15 protein-coding genes are annotated in these 16,924 nt (G+C 60.3%); 5 read left to right on the top strand and 10 right to left on the bottom strand.

Translation table 11 applies throughout. The annotated features are described in order from the left end of the window. The first annotated feature begins 494 nt into the window (after positions 1-494). On the top strand, positions 495-1,751 hold the full coding sequence (locus K2Q04_RS11305; RefSeq protein WP_291163453.1) for an aminotransferase class I/II-fold pyridoxal phosphate-dependent enzyme: 1,257 nt from the start codon (positions 495-497) through the stop codon (positions 1,749-1,751). Positions 1,752-1,761: 10 nt separating this feature from the next. On the opposite strand, the gene K2Q04_RS11300 is transcribed toward K2Q04_RS11305, so the two are convergent. Both K2Q04_RS11300 and K2Q04_RS11295 read right to left on the bottom strand, forming a co-directional pair. Beyond that, entirely contained in the window at positions 1,762-3,252 is a 1,491-nt protein-coding gene (locus tag K2Q04_RS11300; protein WP_291163451.1) for a DHA2 family efflux MFS transporter permease subunit, read from the bottom strand. Between the two features lie 43 nt (positions 3,253-3,295). Next, positions 3,296-4,177: an HlyD family secretion protein gene (locus tag K2Q04_RS11295; protein WP_291163448.1), complete on the bottom strand. Its 882-nt coding sequence runs from the start codon at positions 4,175-4,177 to the stop codon at positions 3,296-3,298. 363 nt (positions 4,178-4,540) lie between these two features. Here K2Q04_RS11295 and K2Q04_RS11290 point away from each other — a divergent pair, with 363 nt between their 5' ends. Beyond that, positions 4,541-5,167 (top strand): N-acetyltransferase, encoded by a 627-nt coding sequence (locus K2Q04_RS11290; protein ID WP_291163446.1) that lies wholly within the window; start codon positions 4,541-4,543, stop codon positions 5,165-5,167. A 23-nt stretch (positions 5,168-5,190) separates the two neighbouring features. Here the strand turns inward: K2Q04_RS11290 and K2Q04_RS11285 are convergent, their stop codons facing one another. The 3 genes from K2Q04_RS11285 to K2Q04_RS11275 form a co-directional block, all read right to left on the bottom strand. Further along, on the bottom strand, positions 5,191-5,364 hold the full coding sequence (locus K2Q04_RS11285) for a hypothetical protein (protein ID WP_291163443.1): 174 nt from the start codon (positions 5,362-5,364) through the stop codon (positions 5,191-5,193). Between the two features lie 122 nt (positions 5,365-5,486). After that, positions 5,487-7,142: a L,D-transpeptidase family protein gene (locus tag K2Q04_RS11280; protein ID WP_291163440.1), complete on the bottom strand. Its 1,656-nt coding sequence runs from the start codon at positions 7,140-7,142 to the stop codon at positions 5,487-5,489. Between the two features lie 234 nt (positions 7,143-7,376). After that, positions 7,377-7,757, bottom strand: a complete 381-nt coding sequence (locus tag K2Q04_RS11275) for a hypothetical protein (protein ID WP_291163437.1) — start codon at positions 7,755-7,757, stop codon at positions 7,377-7,379. Positions 7,758-8,126: 369 nt separating this feature from the next. Here K2Q04_RS11275 and K2Q04_RS11270 point away from each other — a divergent pair, with 369 nt between their 5' ends. The 3 genes from K2Q04_RS11270 to K2Q04_RS11260 all read left to right on the top strand — a co-directional run bounded on the left by K2Q04_RS11270 (position 8,127) and on the right by K2Q04_RS11260 (position 11,854). Beyond that, entirely contained in the window at positions 8,127-9,659 is a 1,533-nt protein-coding gene (locus tag K2Q04_RS11270) for an undecaprenyl-phosphate glucose phosphotransferase (protein ID WP_291163434.1), read from the top strand. Further along, the gene (locus tag K2Q04_RS11265) at positions 9,649-10,932 is read left to right on the top strand and encodes an O-antigen ligase family protein (protein WP_291163431.1); all 1,284 of its coding nucleotides are present in this window, start codon (positions 9,649-9,651) and stop codon (positions 10,930-10,932) included. Before K2Q04_RS11270 ends, K2Q04_RS11265 begins: the two co-directional genes overlap by 11 nt. Positions 10,933-11,059: 127 nt before the next feature. Then, positions 11,060-11,854, top strand: a complete 795-nt coding sequence (locus tag K2Q04_RS11260) for a DUF1194 domain-containing protein (protein ID WP_291163428.1) — start codon at positions 11,060-11,062, stop codon at positions 11,852-11,854. A gap of 13 nt (positions 11,855-11,867) precedes the next feature. Here the strand turns inward: K2Q04_RS11260 and K2Q04_RS11255 are convergent, their stop codons facing one another. The 5 genes from K2Q04_RS11255 to K2Q04_RS11235 all read right to left on the bottom strand — a co-directional run bounded on the left by K2Q04_RS11255 (position 11,868) and on the right by K2Q04_RS11235 (position 16,727). Then, a complete protein-coding gene (locus K2Q04_RS11255) occupies positions 11,868-12,068 on the bottom strand; it encodes a hypothetical protein (protein ID WP_291163425.1) in 201 nt (66 codons plus the stop codon). A 109-nt stretch (positions 12,069-12,177) separates the two neighbouring features. Continuing rightward, positions 12,178-12,990: a formylmethanofuran dehydrogenase subunit C gene (locus K2Q04_RS11250; protein WP_291163422.1), complete on the bottom strand. Its 813-nt coding sequence runs from the start codon at positions 12,988-12,990 to the stop codon at positions 12,178-12,180. Then, a complete protein-coding gene (gene fhcD / locus K2Q04_RS11245) occupies positions 12,990-13,895 on the bottom strand; it encodes a formylmethanofuran--tetrahydromethanopterin N-formyltransferase (RefSeq protein WP_291163420.1) in 906 nt (301 codons plus the stop codon). The genes K2Q04_RS11250 and fhcD overlap by 1 nt, the downstream gene beginning before the upstream one ends. Further along, on the bottom strand, positions 13,892-15,556 hold the full coding sequence (locus K2Q04_RS11240; protein ID WP_291163417.1) for a formylmethanofuran dehydrogenase subunit A: 1,665 nt from the start codon (positions 15,554-15,556) through the stop codon (positions 13,892-13,894). Before K2Q04_RS11240 ends, fhcD begins: the two co-directional genes overlap by 4 nt. A 19-nt stretch (positions 15,557-15,575) precedes the next feature. Then, complete coding sequence (locus K2Q04_RS11235) at positions 15,576-16,727, bottom strand: formylmethanofuran dehydrogenase (protein ID WP_291163415.1); 1,152 nt, start codon at positions 16,725-16,727, stop codon at positions 15,576-15,578. Between the last annotated feature and the right edge of the window lie 197 nt (positions 16,728-16,924).

The following is a 16,924-nucleotide window of genomic DNA, read 5'->3' as shown; positions in this document are numbered from 1 at the left end:
ATAGCGGCGCCGGCACCTGGATGGATCACGCCAATTGTTCGAGAAGGATCTCCACGTCAGCGAGCTGTTTGTGAAGTGAAGCGAAGCGAGGCGAGGCGGAGCCCATCCCCCAAGCCGAGCTTCACGCGTACGCGCTGAACGCGCAGTTTTCCGTCCTCGGCATTCTGACTGCGCGAAATTCCATTTCGCAAAAGAAACTCAGGGTACTCATCAGCAACGATCGATCGTTCGTGGACAGGATCTGCCGTGTTCGCGGAGACTCCTCCGCTGCGAGCGAGGCGACTAGGCCATTCAGCTAGTTCAACTGGTGACACCGAATTGACCCGCGAGTAGGGACATCATCGCTCGTCTGGGCCGTTGTATATTTGATAGCTGCGCGATCTCGAGCGACGACCTCCGCCCACAAATGGGGAATGAGGCCTGCATCGGGATTGATCCTCTAACGGATTATCGCAGGGACGCATCCTTTCTCGCAGGATTGAGAGGTCCAGCCCATGGCATCGAATACCACTCGCGCCTTGAGACCCGCTTTTGGTTTCCAAAAAGCTCAGAGGTTCGGCCATCGAGAGGCCGCAGCATTTTCCGATACGTCGCGATTTCGGTCGATCCGGCAATATCAAATGTTGGCGCAGTCCTGGGGGATAGAAAATCCTTTCTTCAAAATTCAGGAAAGCCGTTCGAAGAGGTCGGTGATCATCGATGGGCAGCAACGCGTAAACTTCGGGTGGTGCGATTATCTCGGCCTGAGCGATCATCCGGAAGTTCTGGCGGCAGCGAGGAGCGCAATCGACGCGTTTGGTTCCTGTATATCGGCAAGCCGCATGATTTCGGGAAACCTGGACCTGCATCAGCAGCTTGAAACGGAGCTTGCAGAGTTTTTCGGCTTCGAAAACTCGCTTACGTTTGTGAGCGGGCATGCCGCCAACGTGTCAACGATAGCCACACTTGTGAACAAGGGTGACCTCGTTGTTCACGATGAGTTCGTGCACAACAGTGCCATCGTCGGCGCACGGCTATCCGGCGCTGAAATAAAGACGTTCAAACACAACGATTTGGAATCCCTTGTCCGGCTGCTTCTCCGAAATCGCGACAGCTTCAGAAACGTATTGATTGTCATTGAGGGGCTTTATTCGACCGAGGGTGATTGTGTCGATCTTTCCAGCCTCACCGAGATCAAAGAGAAATTCGGCTGTTGGTTGATGGTGGATGATGCCCACGGCGTCGGGGTTTTGGGCGAAAGCGGCCGTGGCGTCGCGGAATACACCGGAGTTGACCCAAGGAAAATCGACGTTTTCATGGGCACTCTGAGTAAGTCGCTCGCATCCTGCGGCGGGTTTATTGCCGGCAATGCGGATCTGATCGAAATTCTCAAATATTCTTCGCCGAGTTTCGTCTACTCGGTGGGCCTTGCCCCGGCGATGACTGCCGCAGCGCTCGCAAGCCTGCGCATTCTCAAAAGTGAGCCGGAGCGCGTCCATCGCCTCCATGATAATTGCCAGCTGTTTTTCAGAGACTGCCGCGCGCGTGGGTTCGATACGGGGACGAGCATCGGACTTGGAATGGTTCCCATTATTGTCGGTTCAGTGAAGAATACAGGCAAGCTGCTGGAGCGCATGTATGAGCAGGGCTTCAACCCGTCGCCAATCATCTATCCCGGCGTGCGGATCAACTCCGGCCGGTTGAGATTTTTCATTTCGTCGGAACACTCCGTCGATGAACTTCGATCCTGCGCGGCAGCTTTGAGCCGATAATCAGCGGCGTTTATTTCCCTCCGACGGCGTAGGGCGAGCCGGCGCCGGTGTCCTTCAGCAGGAGCACGAAGGGGATCAGAATGAGGAAGCTCAGCGTGATGAAGCCAAAGGCTTCAACAAAGCCGATCATCATCGACTGGCGCATGAGTTCGGCGCCGAGCATCTGCTGTGCAACGGGACTGGACGGCCCCACGCCGGTCGCTTCGAGCCACGTCTGCATCGCGGGATTGTAGGGGTCCATTGCGGCGCCGAGCGTTTGCCAGTTCTGATGCGCCGTGCGGGTCAAAATGGTTGCAGCGATTGCAATCCCGACGGAACCGCCGATCGTCCGTGCGATGTTGAAAATGCTCGCCGCCTGATCCGAGGCGCTCTTCGGCAAGGTCTGGTAGGCGAGCGTCGAAAGGGGCACGAATATCATGCCCATGCCGATGCCCTGAAAGATGGTCGGCGCGATGATCCAGAATTTGTCGATCTCGAGATTGTACGTCCTCGTCGTCACGTATGTGCCGGCGGCCGCCAACACGAGGCCGAAGAACACGAGCCAGCGTGAATCGATATGCGAGATCAACGCGGCGACAATGACCATGCCAGCCATGACGGCGATGCCGCGCGGGGCCATGACGAGCCCTGCCGTGCTTGCGGGATAGCCGAGCAGATGTTCCAGAAAGAGCGGCTGCAGCGCTATCGTGCTCAGCATTCCGACGCCGAACGCCATGATGAGGAACGTGGCCGTCGCGAGATTTCGATCCTTCAGCAGACTGAGCTGGAGGATTGCATCCGGCCGATTGAAGCTTCTGTAAACGAACGCCGCGATGCAGACGATCGATATCAGGCCCAAACTTATGATCAGGCTCGATTGCAGCCAGTCTTCGACGTTGCCGCGATCGAGAAGCATCTGAAGGCTGCCGACGCCGATTGCCAAAAGGGCGGCTCCCAGCCAATCGATCGGTACGGCGATCGGTTTCGTCGGTCTGATGTAAGCGATGAGTAGCGCGAGGTTGACGATCCCGATCGGCAGATTGATGTAGAATACCCACTGCCAGCCAAGGTGATCGGTGATGAAGCCGCCGACCGTCGGACCCATGATGGGCCCGAGAAGAACGCCTATTCCCCAAACGGCCATGGCTTTGCCGCGGCTCGCCGCATCGTAGCTGTCGACCATCGTTGCTTGGGAAAGCGGAATGACGCTCGCACCGAAGGCGCCCTGGAGGAGGCGAAACAACACCATCTGAAAGAGTGTGTGGGACTGGCCGCAGAGCATCGACGCGACGACGAAGCCCCCGACGCTCGCGACGAGAACGCGCTTTCTTCCGAACCGCTCGGCGAGAAAGCCGCTCATCGGAATGACGATCGCCTCAGCGACAATGTAGGACGTCAAAACCCACGTAATCTGATCGGGTGTAGCACCGAGCGCGCCCATCATGTCGGGCAGTGCGACATTCACCACGGTCATGTCGAGAATGACCATGAGCACGGCTAGAAGAACGGCGAGCGAGGTCATCAGCCTATCGGCGGTTGGCATGCTCGCTTGATCAGCTACTCGATCACTTGCCGCCACTGTTGCCTTCTCCGGCGGTGTCGATCGTCACGGTCGCGGAGGCACCGACGCCGATCGGGGGATCGTCCGGGCCGAGCGTCAGTCCGATGCGCACGGGGAACCGCTGGACGACTTTTACCCAGCTGCCCGTGGCATTCTCTGCCGGCATCAGCGAAAACGCGGCACTGCTGGCCCGGCTGATGGCTTCGACCTTGCCGGTCAAGGCCAGCGACGGGAACGCATCGACCGTGATGTGGGCGGTTTGGCCGGCCTTGATGCGGGCGAGATCAGTTTCCTTGAAATTCGCGTCGACCCACCAATGCGCCGTATCGACGAGCGGGAAGAGGGGCATGCCGGCTTTGGCGAGTTCTCCCGGCTGAACGCGGACCCTGCCGACTGTTCCGTCGACCGGCGCTTTGATGGTGGCATGATCGAGATCGAGCTGGGCCTGATCGACGGCCAATTGCGCTTGCTCAACGTTCGCCTTCGCGGCGGCGGCCTGCGGCCCTGTTCCTGTCGGCTGCTGCTGTGCGACGGTGAGGCGCGACTGCGCCAGCTTCAGCGCCGACTCGTAGGGTGCGGGGTCGAGCTGCACCAGGATGTCGCCGGACTTCACGGATGCGAAGGGTTGGACTTTGACCTCTGTTACGCGCCCGCTCACGAACGGAGTTATCTGGACAATGTTGGCCTGGACCTGCGCATTATCCGTTGAGGGAAAAAGTGTCGAATGTTGCCAATAAAAATATCCGGCAACGATCAGACCGATGAGTGCGAGCGTGCCGATAACGGAAAGGGCGCGCTTGGAGAGAAGCGGCTGACGCGCGGATGGCGGGGCGCTGTTGGGGACAGCACTGGCCAACGGCTTCTTCTCTTGCAATCGATCTTGCATGGATTTTTTCCGCTTATTCGTAGGCTGCAACTTTCATGACCCCTTAAAGTTGCCATCACGGCTGGATGGAACGAACGGCTGCAGGCTCTATACTTGCAGCGTGCCGCGCGGGCGACCGAAATATCACAATGACACCCTCGGCCCGATAGCAATTCTCCCGGATGCTTACCGGTTGAACTCCCGGTCCGGAATGCGGCGCATGCGCAGCATAAACCCCGGGTTTTCCGTTATCGGATTAATAAATGCGGTGTGCTCCACATTTGGGCCGTTTGGCACGGGGCAGAATTGGCCGCTTGTTAACTCCTTCTGCCGAATTCTTACCGGGACGTATCCGACAGCTGACGCAAAGCCTAGGTGGTGGTCGTGTCTGAGCGATTGCAGAAAGCCGAAGCCTCTTACTCGAGACTGATGGCGCAGCACGCCAAGTCGGACTTCGATCCGATGGAGGCGGAGACGCGTTTACGGGCCTTGGTGCTCGATAAGCCGCTCGTTCCGCTAACCACCAAAAATGGACGCGTGTTTTTCTTGCGGCGGGCTCTGACGGACGCCGGCATGTTGTATCGCATTTTCCGCACGGAACTGTCGGCTGTGATCGGTGAGGAAGCCGTTGGATCCTGCGAGGTGGGCCACATGGTCAACGGGATCGCGCTCATCACAAAAGCGGAAGTCCAGAGATCGTTTCAGCGGAAGGGCATTGCGACCGCTGTTTACGATTTGATTTCGGCGGACATGGTTCATGCCGGAGGCTTGCTGTGGCCCGTGTCGCCGCGGCAAATGTCAGACGCCGAGTTCAAGGTCTGGTGGCGGCGTTCGCCGGTGCTGGTGTTTTATTATCCGCACAGACATCGGCTTGGTCTCACGCCACGCTTCGAATTCGATGAGCTGTTCGACGGCGCCACGTCCAGGCGCACCTTCAGGGAGACGGCACGCGCCTGTTTCCATGCGCTTGTTTCCCGATTCAAGTGGGTTCGTGGGCAGCAGTTTGATTGAGCTTCGGGCCGGATCGCGGCGCTTCAGGGTCCGGCTTTGGCGAGAAAGCGCTCGGCGACGGTCAGGGCTTCGCGAACTTTGCTCGAGATGACGCAGCGGCGCTGAAGTTCGCTGTCGGCGTATTTCAGCGCGTCGCGCAGTTGCTCGATCACTCCGAGTGTGGAGATGTCGCTTGCAAGGCGTGGTTGGGCATTCATGAGGGATCCTCCGAATTCGATTGTTCGGAGGCAATAACGTCCTCGCGGCATTTTCAAGGAAGCGGGGGCTTCCTGCGCATTTTTGGTGTCAACAAGGCGGCAGGGAGGGGGCCGTCCGCGCGTCACCACCAGCCGAAGTAGGACTTCTGTCGTGGGTATCCCCGCCGTCCGTAACGGTCGTAGCCGTAATAGAAATCGTCGGAGCTATCGCGATAGAAGTTATCGGACGGGAAGAACTGCTTCGGCCGCTTTTTGATGCCGCCTTGAGGTTCGGTACTAACAAGCACGATGAAGTCCGTTGCCTTGTTGGTTTCTTTGCTCATCGGTTCATCGGAAATAATCAGCGATGAGCCGGGCCAGGCGACCTCGGAAAAGCGCGCGATGACTTCCGGCGAAATTGTGATCCGGTCGAGCGCAGCAGTGGCTTTGGCGAGGTCGGTCTGGGGCGTGTTGTTGACGGCATCGCTCGTTTTCTGGAGGCGGTCGTCGTCGTTGTAGGCGTAATCGGCTTCCTTGTGTTCCAAGGTTACGGCGTGCCAGCGCAGATCCTTGCCGTCGTTCGTGTATTCGACGGCGGTATAGATGTGCGTGCCGATCGGTCTATCGGGCTCGCTGATTGTGACAGGGGCTTCGAATACGGGCTCGTAGCCTTGGCGCACATAGAGCCGTTGCGTCTTGAGGCTGATGAATATCGAAACCGGTTGCGTCTTGTGCTTGGCGTCGTCTGCCGCGGCGACAGCGATGGCTCTTGCGGCTTCAGAGGGCGCCGCTTGTTTCACGGCAGCCTGAAATTCATCTTCGGCCGCTTTCAGAGTTGCGGTCGCGACAGCCAATTTTGCTGCGGCTTCTTCAGCGCTTTTCGTCGCTTTCGCCTTCGTGTCTTCCCAATTCTTGGCGGCTTTGGGGGACTTTGCGGCCGCCAGTCCTTTCTCAGCCTTTGCAACTCGATCGTCGGCGGACTTTTTTGCGGCCTCGGCTTTGCGGACAATCTTGGCGGCCTTGTCGCGAGGCTCTTTCTTTTCGTCGACGATCTGCTTCATCTCGTCGGCCTGGGAATTTGCGGAATCGGCTTCAATCCGCTTGCCGGCCGCAATGGTTTTCAGGGCTTCGAGTTGGGCCTTGCGCGCCGGCCAACGCTTCACGTTGGGTTCAAACGGACTCGCGCTATCGTCGCTGTCCTGGCCGTCGTACGACATAGGGATCGCGACAGCAGACTCGACTGCAGGCGGCGGCGTCGGCTTCAGCAGCATCGGGTGGGAAATCTCGACGGGCGCGACGTCGTCGTAGGCGACGATCACGCGCATGCCGATCTTGGTCAGCGGAAACAGGCGCTGGGCGAAGCCGTCGGGCATCCGGACGCATCCATGCGATGCCGGGTAGCCCGGAAGGGCGCCCGCATGGAGCGCTACGCCGGACCATGTGATGCGTTGCATGAAGTGCATCGACGCATCATCGTAGACGTTCGAATAGTGTTCCTCTTCCTTTTGAAGAACGCTGTAGGTGCCGACTGGGGTCTCGTAACCGGTTCGTCCACTTGAAACCGGCGCGCGCATGACACCGCCGGCCGCGTCGTAAATGCTGACCCGCTGATCCTTGAGAGACACGATCGCCATCATGGGCTGGCCGGTCAAAGTATCCTGCGAAATGTCGTCGAGATTGCGCGACCGGCGGCTTGCGGCTTCGGCGCTATCGATCGTCGAACTCGTTGCCAGTGCAATCAGCGCCATCATGGCAAGGCCTGTCAGGGGGCGCTGTCGCTGGGGAAGCAGGCGGTACATTTTACAGACCTTGGGTATGCTGGCGGGCGGAAATGAGACGGGGCAGCCTAGTCTGAAGATGGTTGAGCATTGATTAGCGCATGCTCCAGGATTGATGTCATCGTGGACGTTTCGTTTCAATAGCCCTCCGAATTGCTCGGACGCCCGCGCTCGCGCATAAAAAACATGCAAAGACCCTCAACAAACGTCGGTGCTGAGGGTCTATCGTGATGACTTGATTACGTGTTTCAGCCCTTAGTCGCTGCAGATCCAGCGCCGATGCGAGCGGCTCCACCAGCAGCTTGAATCGTAATCGTCGTAATAGCCGTCATCGTAGTAATAGTAGGGGTAACCGGCAAAGAAGAAGCGGTTATGGTGATGGTGGTGGTGGCCGGCCATGTATGTCCGGCCCAGCTGTCGATGGACCAAAGGGCCCGCGAAGTGTGGCCCGCCCATCATGTGGCCGCCAGAACCCGCATGCATCCCGCCTCCGCCGGAGCGGACCGGGATCTGCAGGCTGCCCGTTGAATGGAACGTCAAGCCGCCCGGGTTGATCGACGCAGCTGCCGCGCCGGTGGCCGCCGTCGCGAGCACAAGCGCTCCGCCGGCAAATAGAGAAAGCAGCTTTCTAGACATAATGCTCTCCTTGATGTGAGCGAGGGCATCCGGCCTAAGTGCCGTACATCGACGGGGAATGCGGGCTCGATCAGGGTCGTGACCTGAGACGTCACGAGGGGTCGCGTCGCATTTGCGGACCGGAAGAACGGGACATCGCCGCCGTTAATCCTATTTTAACCGTGCAGGCATGGCGCGACGTGTTCCGCCGGGAACAGCGCGAGCAGAGCAAAATATGCTGACAGCGGGCAGGCAGAGGGTGGGCGGCTCTCGCCATTCTGGGACGGTGCACAACCCCGAGTTCACCTTACAGCAGCTTGAACGCCTCATTATCAGGCCCGACTGGACGATGTTTACCATCGCCTCATCTCAGGGCCCGTATGGGATTGAATGCAATTCCAAGGTGCCCGTTCGCAGATGCCCGAGAAGTCCAATTCCTCTTCCCACATCATCCTCGAAAACGTCGATCCCCGATGGGAGCGTGTGACCGCTTGGATCAAGTCGCTCTTTTTCGACAGGCTCGGCAGCGCCTCGCGGCCTAAACTCCTTCTGGCGGTAACGATTGCCGATCTCGTGTCGATCGTCGTCGCGTGGCCGCTGGCGAATGTCCTCCTTGGAAACCCGTTCGAGCCATCGTGGCGGAGCTTCGCGGCGACGACATTGGTTGCGATGCTGGCGGTCTATGTGCTGCGCCGTCAATGGTCGTATTCCATTCCGGCGCTTCGCGGGTTCACGTCGCAAGCTCTGAAGGTGTTGACGTCGCTCGGCGTCGTCGCGCTCGGAATTTCAGGCTTTGCGTTTCTGTTCGATCACGATGAGGTCGCGCCTCCCGAGATTGCTGCGTGGATGGAATTGTCGGCCGTGTTTCTTTGCTTCGTTCGCTCGCTCGCCGCGTGGACGATAGACAGGCTGACGCGCGCCGGCAGTCTGGTCCGGCGGACAGTCATCGTCGGGGGCGGGCAGGAGGCGGAAGATCTCATCCGCGAGCTTTCCGCAGATCCGACAAATCACATGCGCATCCTCGGCGTGTTTGACGACCGGCAGGATGGGCGCGCCGCGGGAAGTTATGGCGGCATCGCGCGGCTCGGGACATTCGAGACCCTCACCGATTTTTGCCGCGACGCGGGCGTCGACTTGCTCATTGTCACCGTTCCGACGCGGGCTGAAGAACGGCTGATGGAGATCCTATACAAGCTTTTCACGCTGCAGGTCGATGTGCGGATTTCCGCGCTGAACTCGAAGCTCCGTCTCAATTCCCGCGCCTACAGTTTCATCGGGCGGGTGCCGATGCTTGCGGTGATGGACAAGCCGCTGAGCGACTGGGACAGGGTTCTCAAGAACGTCGAGGATCGTCTGCTCGGAGCGCTATTGCTGCTGCTCGTTTCGCCGATCATGGCACTCGTTGCGCTTGCCGTGCGGCTCGACAGCAAGGGCCCGATCTTCTTTCGTCAGAAGCGCTATGGCTTCAACAGCGAGCTGATCGAAGTGTTGAAGTTCCGCTCGATGTACGTCGAGATGGAGGATGCGACAGCCAGCAAACAAGTGACGCGGGGCGATCCGCGCGTGACGCCGGTCGGCCGTTTCATCCGGCGCACGAGCCTCGACGAACTCCCACAGCTCATCAACGTGCTAAAGGGCGAGATGTCGCTCGTTGGGCCTCGTCCGCATGCGACGGGCGCCAAGGCCGAGCGCGATCTCTATGAAAACGTCGTGCAGGGTTATTTCGCCCGTCATCGGATGAAGCCGGGGGTCACGGGCTGGGCTCAAATCAACGGCTGGCGTGGTGAGACGGATACGCACGAGAAGCTTGTCCGCCGTGTCGAGCACGATCTCTACTACATCGACAACTGGTCGGTTCTATTCGATCTCTACATCATTGCGGCGACGCCGGTCTCGCTGCTCACGGGGAAGAATGCCTACTAGCGCCGAGGCAGCCGAGACAGCGCCGCGCCTTGCGCCTGCTGCTCCGATATCGCCGAGCATTCGGGCCAGCACGCTCGCGGGCATGCTCGTTGCGATTGCGACGATGCTCAGCACGATCGTCTTCTCGGAGCCTGCGATCGCAGACGGCTTGATGGTGATAGTCATCGGCGTTCTGCCGGTTCTGCACGTGCTGAAATTCGGCAAAGCAGCGTTCGTCAACTATTCGGCATGGATCGCGCTCTTCGCGCTGGGCTTTGCCGGGACCATGCTTTCCACGAACTTCCAGACCGCTTTCGTTCATCAGCTCGTCACGCTGTTTCTGGCGACAGGTGCGTTCGTGATCGCGGGCTACGTCGCGAAGGACCCGGAGCCGCGGGCGAAGCTCGTGCTCATCTGCTACGTCGCCGCTTGTCTCATCGCCACAGCGGCAGCGTTCGCCGGGTACTTTCGCCTCCTCCCTTCGACGTACGACCTCTTCACCAACTACGATCGCGCGCGCGGCACCTTCAAAGATCCGAACGTCTATGGCGCGGCGGTAGCGCCTGCGATCGTCAGTGTCGTTTGGGTCATGCTGCGGGGCCGGCCGACGCAGGCGCTCATGGCGGCGGCCGTTGCATTGCCGCTCGTGATCGGGTTGCTCATCAGTTTTTCGCGCGGCGCGTGGCTGTCGACGATATTTTCCGTTTTCATTTTGATCGGCATCGTTCTTTTCCGGTCGCGGCGCAGCTCGGATTTCAATCGCTTCGGGAAAGTCACCATCATCGGCATCGTCGGCCTGATGAGCGCGCTTGCGGTTGCAACACAGATCGACCAGGTGCGCGACCTGCTCGGTCAGCGTGCCAACCTCGATCAGAGTTATGACGAGGGTCCGAACGGGCGTTTCGGGGGGCAGCAAAAGGCGCGTGCGCTGATCGTCGAGCATCCCTTCGGGATCGGGACGCATACGTTCCGCGATACCTATCATCACGAGGAACCGCATAACGTCTATCTCACCCAGTTCCTGAATGCCGGGTGGCTTGGCGGCTTGATCTACATCATGACTGTGGTGGCGACGCTCTATCTCGGCTTTCGAACGGCACTGCAAAGGACGCGTCTTCAGGGACCGGCTGTGATCGCCTTCGCGTCGTTTGCGGGATTGGCGTTCGAAGGCTTCGTGATCGACAGCGATCACTGGCGGCACTTCTTCCTTATGGCCGGATTGATTTGGGGGCTGGCGGATGCAACTCCTGCCGCGAGTGACCCGCGTCGGCGGTCGGATGATCTAGAGGCTTGACCGTGTGGACGCTCGGTCCGCCGGCTCGCGGTAATCGCTGGCTTGGCGGGAAAAAATCCGTTTGCTACGTATTGCCTATAGGTTCGGCATCTGGTGCTGCGCCCGTCGACCAGGAGTTCTCTCCATTTTGAGCATTCTCAAACAGCGGCGTGCGGCGATTGCCGCATTCATGGCCGCCGGTGCCTTCCTGCTTGGCTGTTTCGCCGTGGCGGGGCAGGAGGGGCCACCTGTCGATACGGCGCTGGTCGTCTCGGTCGACGTCTCGAATTCCGTCGACGACGCCCGTTACCGGCTCCAGATGGAAGGTATCGCCAAGGCGCTTGAAGACCCTGGCGTCATCGAGGCGATTACCGGGGGATCGGCAGGCGGGATCCTGTTCTCGATGGTCACGTGGGCGGATACGCCGTCCTTCGTCATTCCCTGGATCAGGATCGCGAATAAAGCCGATGCGTTAGCGGCTGCTAAGCGGGTTCGTTCGCTGCAGCGGCAAGGCGGCGAGTTCACCTGCATGACCCGCATGCTGCGGTCGGCAAACGACAAGATCGTTCCGCAAGTTCCGGCGAAGGCTGCCCGCATCATCATCGACGTGTCGGGAGACGGTCCCGACAACTGTAACGCCGAGGAGCCCATCGAGACCGTGCGCGACGAACTCGTGGCCAACGGTGTCACGATCAACGGTTTGCCGATCCTGCTCGATACACCGGAAGATTCGGCGTTGTTGCCGAAAGCCGTTCCAGGCGGGCCGCCTCCGCTCGAGCAGTGGTATCGCGAGCATGTCATGGGCGGACCCGGCAGCTTCGTGCTGCCGGCCCAGGGCTATGGCGATTTCGAACGGGCCATCCGGCAAAAATTCGTCATCGAGGTGAGCGGTCTCGCATCACCCAGCTATTCGATGATGAACCTGGACCGGGTAGCCCGTTAAGCCGTCCGGAAAATCAGATGTCGTTTTCAGTGGTGGGAGCGCAGCGCCAGCGTGTCACCTGCCAGCCGGGGTGCTCCTCGCTCCATTTCGCGAAGTGCGGCGGTGCTTCGGCCATGCACGTCATCGCATCGATGTTGGCATCGATCGGTATCTTGTAGTCGCGGCAAACATTCGGATCGTTCGTAAGGCAGGCGGATAGAACGATTGCAAGCATAGCTAATTCCCGGATTGCGCGTCAGCGATACTCAACAATACGCTGACGCTAGGTGCCGGGGATTTGTTTCAGGCGTGGTTCCTTGCAAAATAGTTTGCAAATCGCCGCGTCAGGCGGCCGGCAATAGGATTTCGCCCCGCCCGATCGTCGCGGTGTCGCCGCCAATTTTCCGTACAAACAATGGCATAGGCTTCGGTGCGAGCTGACCGAGGGCAGATTTCAGGTAGCGCGCTAAAACCCGCACGATCACGAGATCGTGTTTGCCGGTATCGACGAATGTCGGAAGCAGGCTGTCGACCGTCGGGGCGATCAGCGTGCCACGGCGCATCATCAGACCAGGCTCCGGACCAAGGCCGCCCTCGGCCCAGATGGTGCCGCCGATCATTCGCGTGCCCGTGCCGGCACCCGTCTTGCCGCGGACGACAACGGTGCCTCTGCGCATCTTTTCTCCGGCGCGAGCCCCGATATTGCCCTCGACGACGATGATGCCGCCCATCAGGCCGAAGCGGTCTCCGGAGACGATGCTGCCGAGATTATCGCCGGCGTTGCCCAGGACGTGGATCATGCCGCCGGTGGCGCCGGATGCCAGATGCGAGCCTGCGCTGCCCTGGATTTCGAGCTTGCCGCCCGTCATCTTGCGGCCGGCATAGTGGCCGACGTCGCCGATCACGCGGATCGTGCCGCTGTCGAGACCGAAGGCGACGAAATCGAGCGTGGGCGCTGCGCCCTCGATGGTGAGGACGTCGCCCGGGGTTCCCGAAATATCGAACGCGTCGCCGAGGGCGACGCCGCCCTTTTCGATGCCCACATTCAGCCGTGCGATCTCGTGCGACGACAGAGCGGCGAGCTTCGCGGGCGTGATGTCCTTGAGCGTCAACCGCTCGTTCGCGGGCGCCTTGAGGCGCAGCGTGAGGCCGCTCATCAGATCAGATCCTTCAGATGATAGTGATGCTGGCCGAGCTTGCCGCCGTAGTTGCCGGCGGTAATGCGCGTGACGCCGCGTTTCGCCCCGACGTCGGTGACGGCTTTGAGTCCTGCGCGCATGGCGTCGGCAACCGCTTTCGACGTCAGACCGTCGATGACGATTTCAAGCACTGCGAGCGTGTCGGGCGCCAGTTCGGTCTTCTTCACCGTGCCGCGAAGCGTCGGACAGAAAGCGTCGTTCGTCGACGCAAACATGCCCGCATATTTCGCGCCGACCTTCGAGCCCGAGCGCACGATGCCGCCGGGAAAGGGCGTAATGACGTCATCGACCTTGGCGATCGCGTCGACCGCAGCTTCAGCCGTTTCGAGAAGTCCGGCGCGGTCCGTGCCGAGGATGAGCATGTTGCCGCCGCCGACGGCGTCGGTCGTCAGGCCGGTTTCCTCTTCGATCACGAACTCGCCGTCCATGACGGGCACGCGCCAGTAGCGAGTGCCGCCGAGTTTCTTGGCCGTCTGGAAGCCGTCGCCGAAGAGACGAGGGCCTTTGCCGAGGCCGATCGTCTTGTCAGCCTTGAAGCCGGCGTAGCAGGCGGAGCCGGGGCTCGTCAGCACGCACTGGCCGATGCGGTTGCGGATTTGCGGAACGAGCGCGTCGGGCGAAAATCCGAAGATGAGGATGCGGACGCCGGGGCGGCCGTCAGGCGTTTCGTCAGGCGACAATTCCTTGTCGATACCGCATTCAGCGCCGCAGCCGATGACCGACGTGCCGAAGCCGGTCGCGACGGTTGCTGCGATGCGTGCCCATTTCAGCGTATCGGCCGTGATGATGATGCCGGTTCCGCTCATGCCAAAGGCTTCGGCGAAGGTATCGTCGATGGCGACGCCGTTGACCGTCTTGCTCATGCTGCGCGTGCCCTGGTGGGTTGGATGATCAGCGAGCCGCGGCCGCCGTTGACGATTTCATCATCGGATAAGCGGAAATTGTCCATGCGTATCGTATGGTAATCTTCGAAGTAGCCCTTCAAAGATTTTTCGATGCTTGGATCGTAGGATGGGCGCGCGACGTGCGTTCCGCCGTTGACGACCTTGATGATCTTGCCGTTGCGCACGATCAGTTCGCCGTTCTTGAAGAGAAGCTCCGGTGTCGTGAACATCGCTTCGCGATCGGGATTGTCGTCGTAGACGGTGATGTCCGCCCAGGCGCCGACGCCCAGATGACCTCGATCGACGAGACCGAGGCTGCGGGCAGGACCGGCGCGGGTCATGATCGCAATTTCGTAAAGCGAATATTCGCGGTCGAGCGAGGCGAGTGTCGAATACTTCAGCGCGTCCTGATTGATCGTCTGCATCCGGTCGCGGCGGAACTCCTTGTCCATCAGGAGCCGGATGAGATGCGGGTACCATGTGAACGGTCCGCCGTTCGGGTGGTCCGTCGTCAGGAACAGGCGCCACGGATCGTTGACGAGCAGGAACAGCTCGAGGCCGATGGCCCACTGCAGCGCGTTGACGAAGCTCTTGTCGCGATACTTGAAGGGAACGACGCCGCAGCCGGCGTCGCATTCGATATCCATCACGACCCATTTCTTCGGATCGGCGGAACGGGTGTTCACGAACTGGCGCATCGAGTCGCCGGAAGCCGTGCATGTCTGACCGAACATGACTTGGCCGACGTCGCACGACACGTTCTTGTTGGCGTTGACGGCTTCGGCGATCGGAGCGGCGGCGGATGAAAACTTCAGGTCGCCTTCAGTGCCGTAGCTGTGGAACTGGATGTGCGTGAGATGGATCGGCAGGCCTTCTGCGCCCTTGATCGTATCAAGCGTCGTCTCGTAGCCGCCGGGTATTCCGAGATTGCAGCCGTGAATGTGCAGGGGATGCACGACGCCGAGTTCGTGCAGACCGCGGGCCAGCGTCACGATGATGTCGCGAGGAGTGACGCCGTAATAGACGTGCTTCTCATCGAGATCGAGCTTGCGCTGATTGAACTTGAAGGCGCTGATGCCGCCCGGATTGACGACCTTGACGGCGATCGCTTGCGCGGCGTGCATCGTCCAGGCGATGTAGTCCTTGATGGCCGAGAAATCGGCTTTGCCGGCGAGCTGGCGCAGGAAGTAGTCGTCGGAGCCCAGCATCACGAAGGCGCCTTTGTCGATGATCGACGTATCGCCCATCTCCATGTGCGCTTGCCGCGCGTTCGCGGGCAACATCGCGGGCTCGAAAGCAGCCGTGTATCCCATCTCGGCGTAGCGATAGCCCGTAGTCATCGTCGATGGGACGGCATGGCCGACGCCCGCGCGCGTCAATTCCGTGCGTGCCACTTCATTGCCGATGTGATCCTCGGGAAGCAGCATGCGGGCGATCGTCATCTTGCCGCCGCCGATGTGGGAATGCGGATCGATGCCGCCAGCCATGATGACCCGGCCGTGCAGAGGGTATTCCTGATCGACCTTCGCATTCGGCTCAGGAGAGACGATGCGGCCGTTCTCAATGAAGATGTCGCGAACTTCGCCGTCGACGCCGTTTGCCGGGTCGTAGACTTTGCCGCCAGTGAGCTTGATCAGCATTCTCGGTCTCGTATTGGGCCTAGAGGGCAGCTTCAATTTTTTCGAGTACGTCGGCGGCGCAAGGCAGTGTCGATTGCCGGAGCTTCCGCAATGGCAGCGATACGACGTTGTCGACGCGCACCATAATGCCCGCATGATCGATGCCGGGTGTGCCGACGGGAATATAAACCTTCGGGGTCCGCGCCGGCTTGATCGACGGCGTGCCGAGAAGGATCATCGGAATATCCGTATCCGGCGGAGACAAATCAGGCGTGAACGACGCGAGCCACAGGAGCAGATCGCCTTCTTTGGCGTAGAGCATGCGGCTCATCGCATAGCGCTCTGAATCGTAGTCGGGCTTGCCGCTCGCGAACGAGACGCGCAGCGGAAAACCGGACTGCCAGCCGCAAACGGCACCCGCCGAGACGGCGCCTTCGTTGCCGCCGAGGGCGAGACCCGCGAAGCGCGATGTCAGGTTGATGTCCTTGACGAACTCGGAGACCGCCTGGACCGTCAAGTCGGCGTTGGCGAAGCCGAGGCTCGGGGGCGCCCATACGACGACGCCGTAGCTCGCGGCCTTGCAACGCTCGAGAAGATCTTCGACGGCTGCTCGCGGCAGACCACCAATGGTGTCGCCTGTGATGGTCGCGCCTTTGTTCAGCGCACGCATGGCATCGAGAACTTCGCCGATGCGGTCGGCCTTCACCGGCAGCGTCAGGACTTCGCCGATGCGATTGCCTTTGACGGCAGACTGATCGAGGCCCTCGCCGAGGAACACGACCGTTCGCTTCGGCGGATTATCAGAGAACATCGAGGCTTCGTTGCAAACGATGCGTTCGAAGAAGCGCGGATGAAGTTTGTGGACGTCGCTGCCGGCGATAATGAAGAGGTCGGCGCGGTTGCGCGCCTCGGTGAGCGTCGTCATCACCCAGCCGGAGGTCTGCAGCACTTTGAAGTTGCGATACTGGGCGTCGCTCAGCGCATGGTCGACGATACCGCCGCCCTTTTCCGCAAGGGCCATGATCGCGCGCACGCCTTCGACGTCGGTCGCGAGGCCGCCAAAGATTGGCAGGCGGCTTTCACGGATGAGACGGGCCGCGGCGGCTATGGCCTCGTCCAGCGACACATCTTTTCCGTCGACTTGCGGAGACGGTTCGACGAGCTTCCGTTCGAAGCCCGCTACCGATTTCACGCAGCCGTTTTTTAGAACTTTAAGCCCTTCACTCGAAGGGCCGATCTCAAGATCGTCGCAAAGAATGCCGCAAAAAGGACAGGCGACATTCTTATAGTGGTTTGCGCCGTGACTCGACTTTTCGGATTCCAAATCCTGCTCCTCATGGTCCCTGGTCTCGCGACCGGCGGGATTCGACCAAAGCACGCGGCCGCAGG

The sequence above is a fragment of the Hyphomicrobium sp. genome (assembly GCF_019753045.1).
In the GTDB taxonomy this organism is placed as follows: Bacteria; Pseudomonadota; Alphaproteobacteria; order Rhizobiales; family Hyphomicrobiaceae; genus Hyphomicrobium_B.
This window is presented reverse-complemented; position numbering and strand designations above follow the sequence as displayed.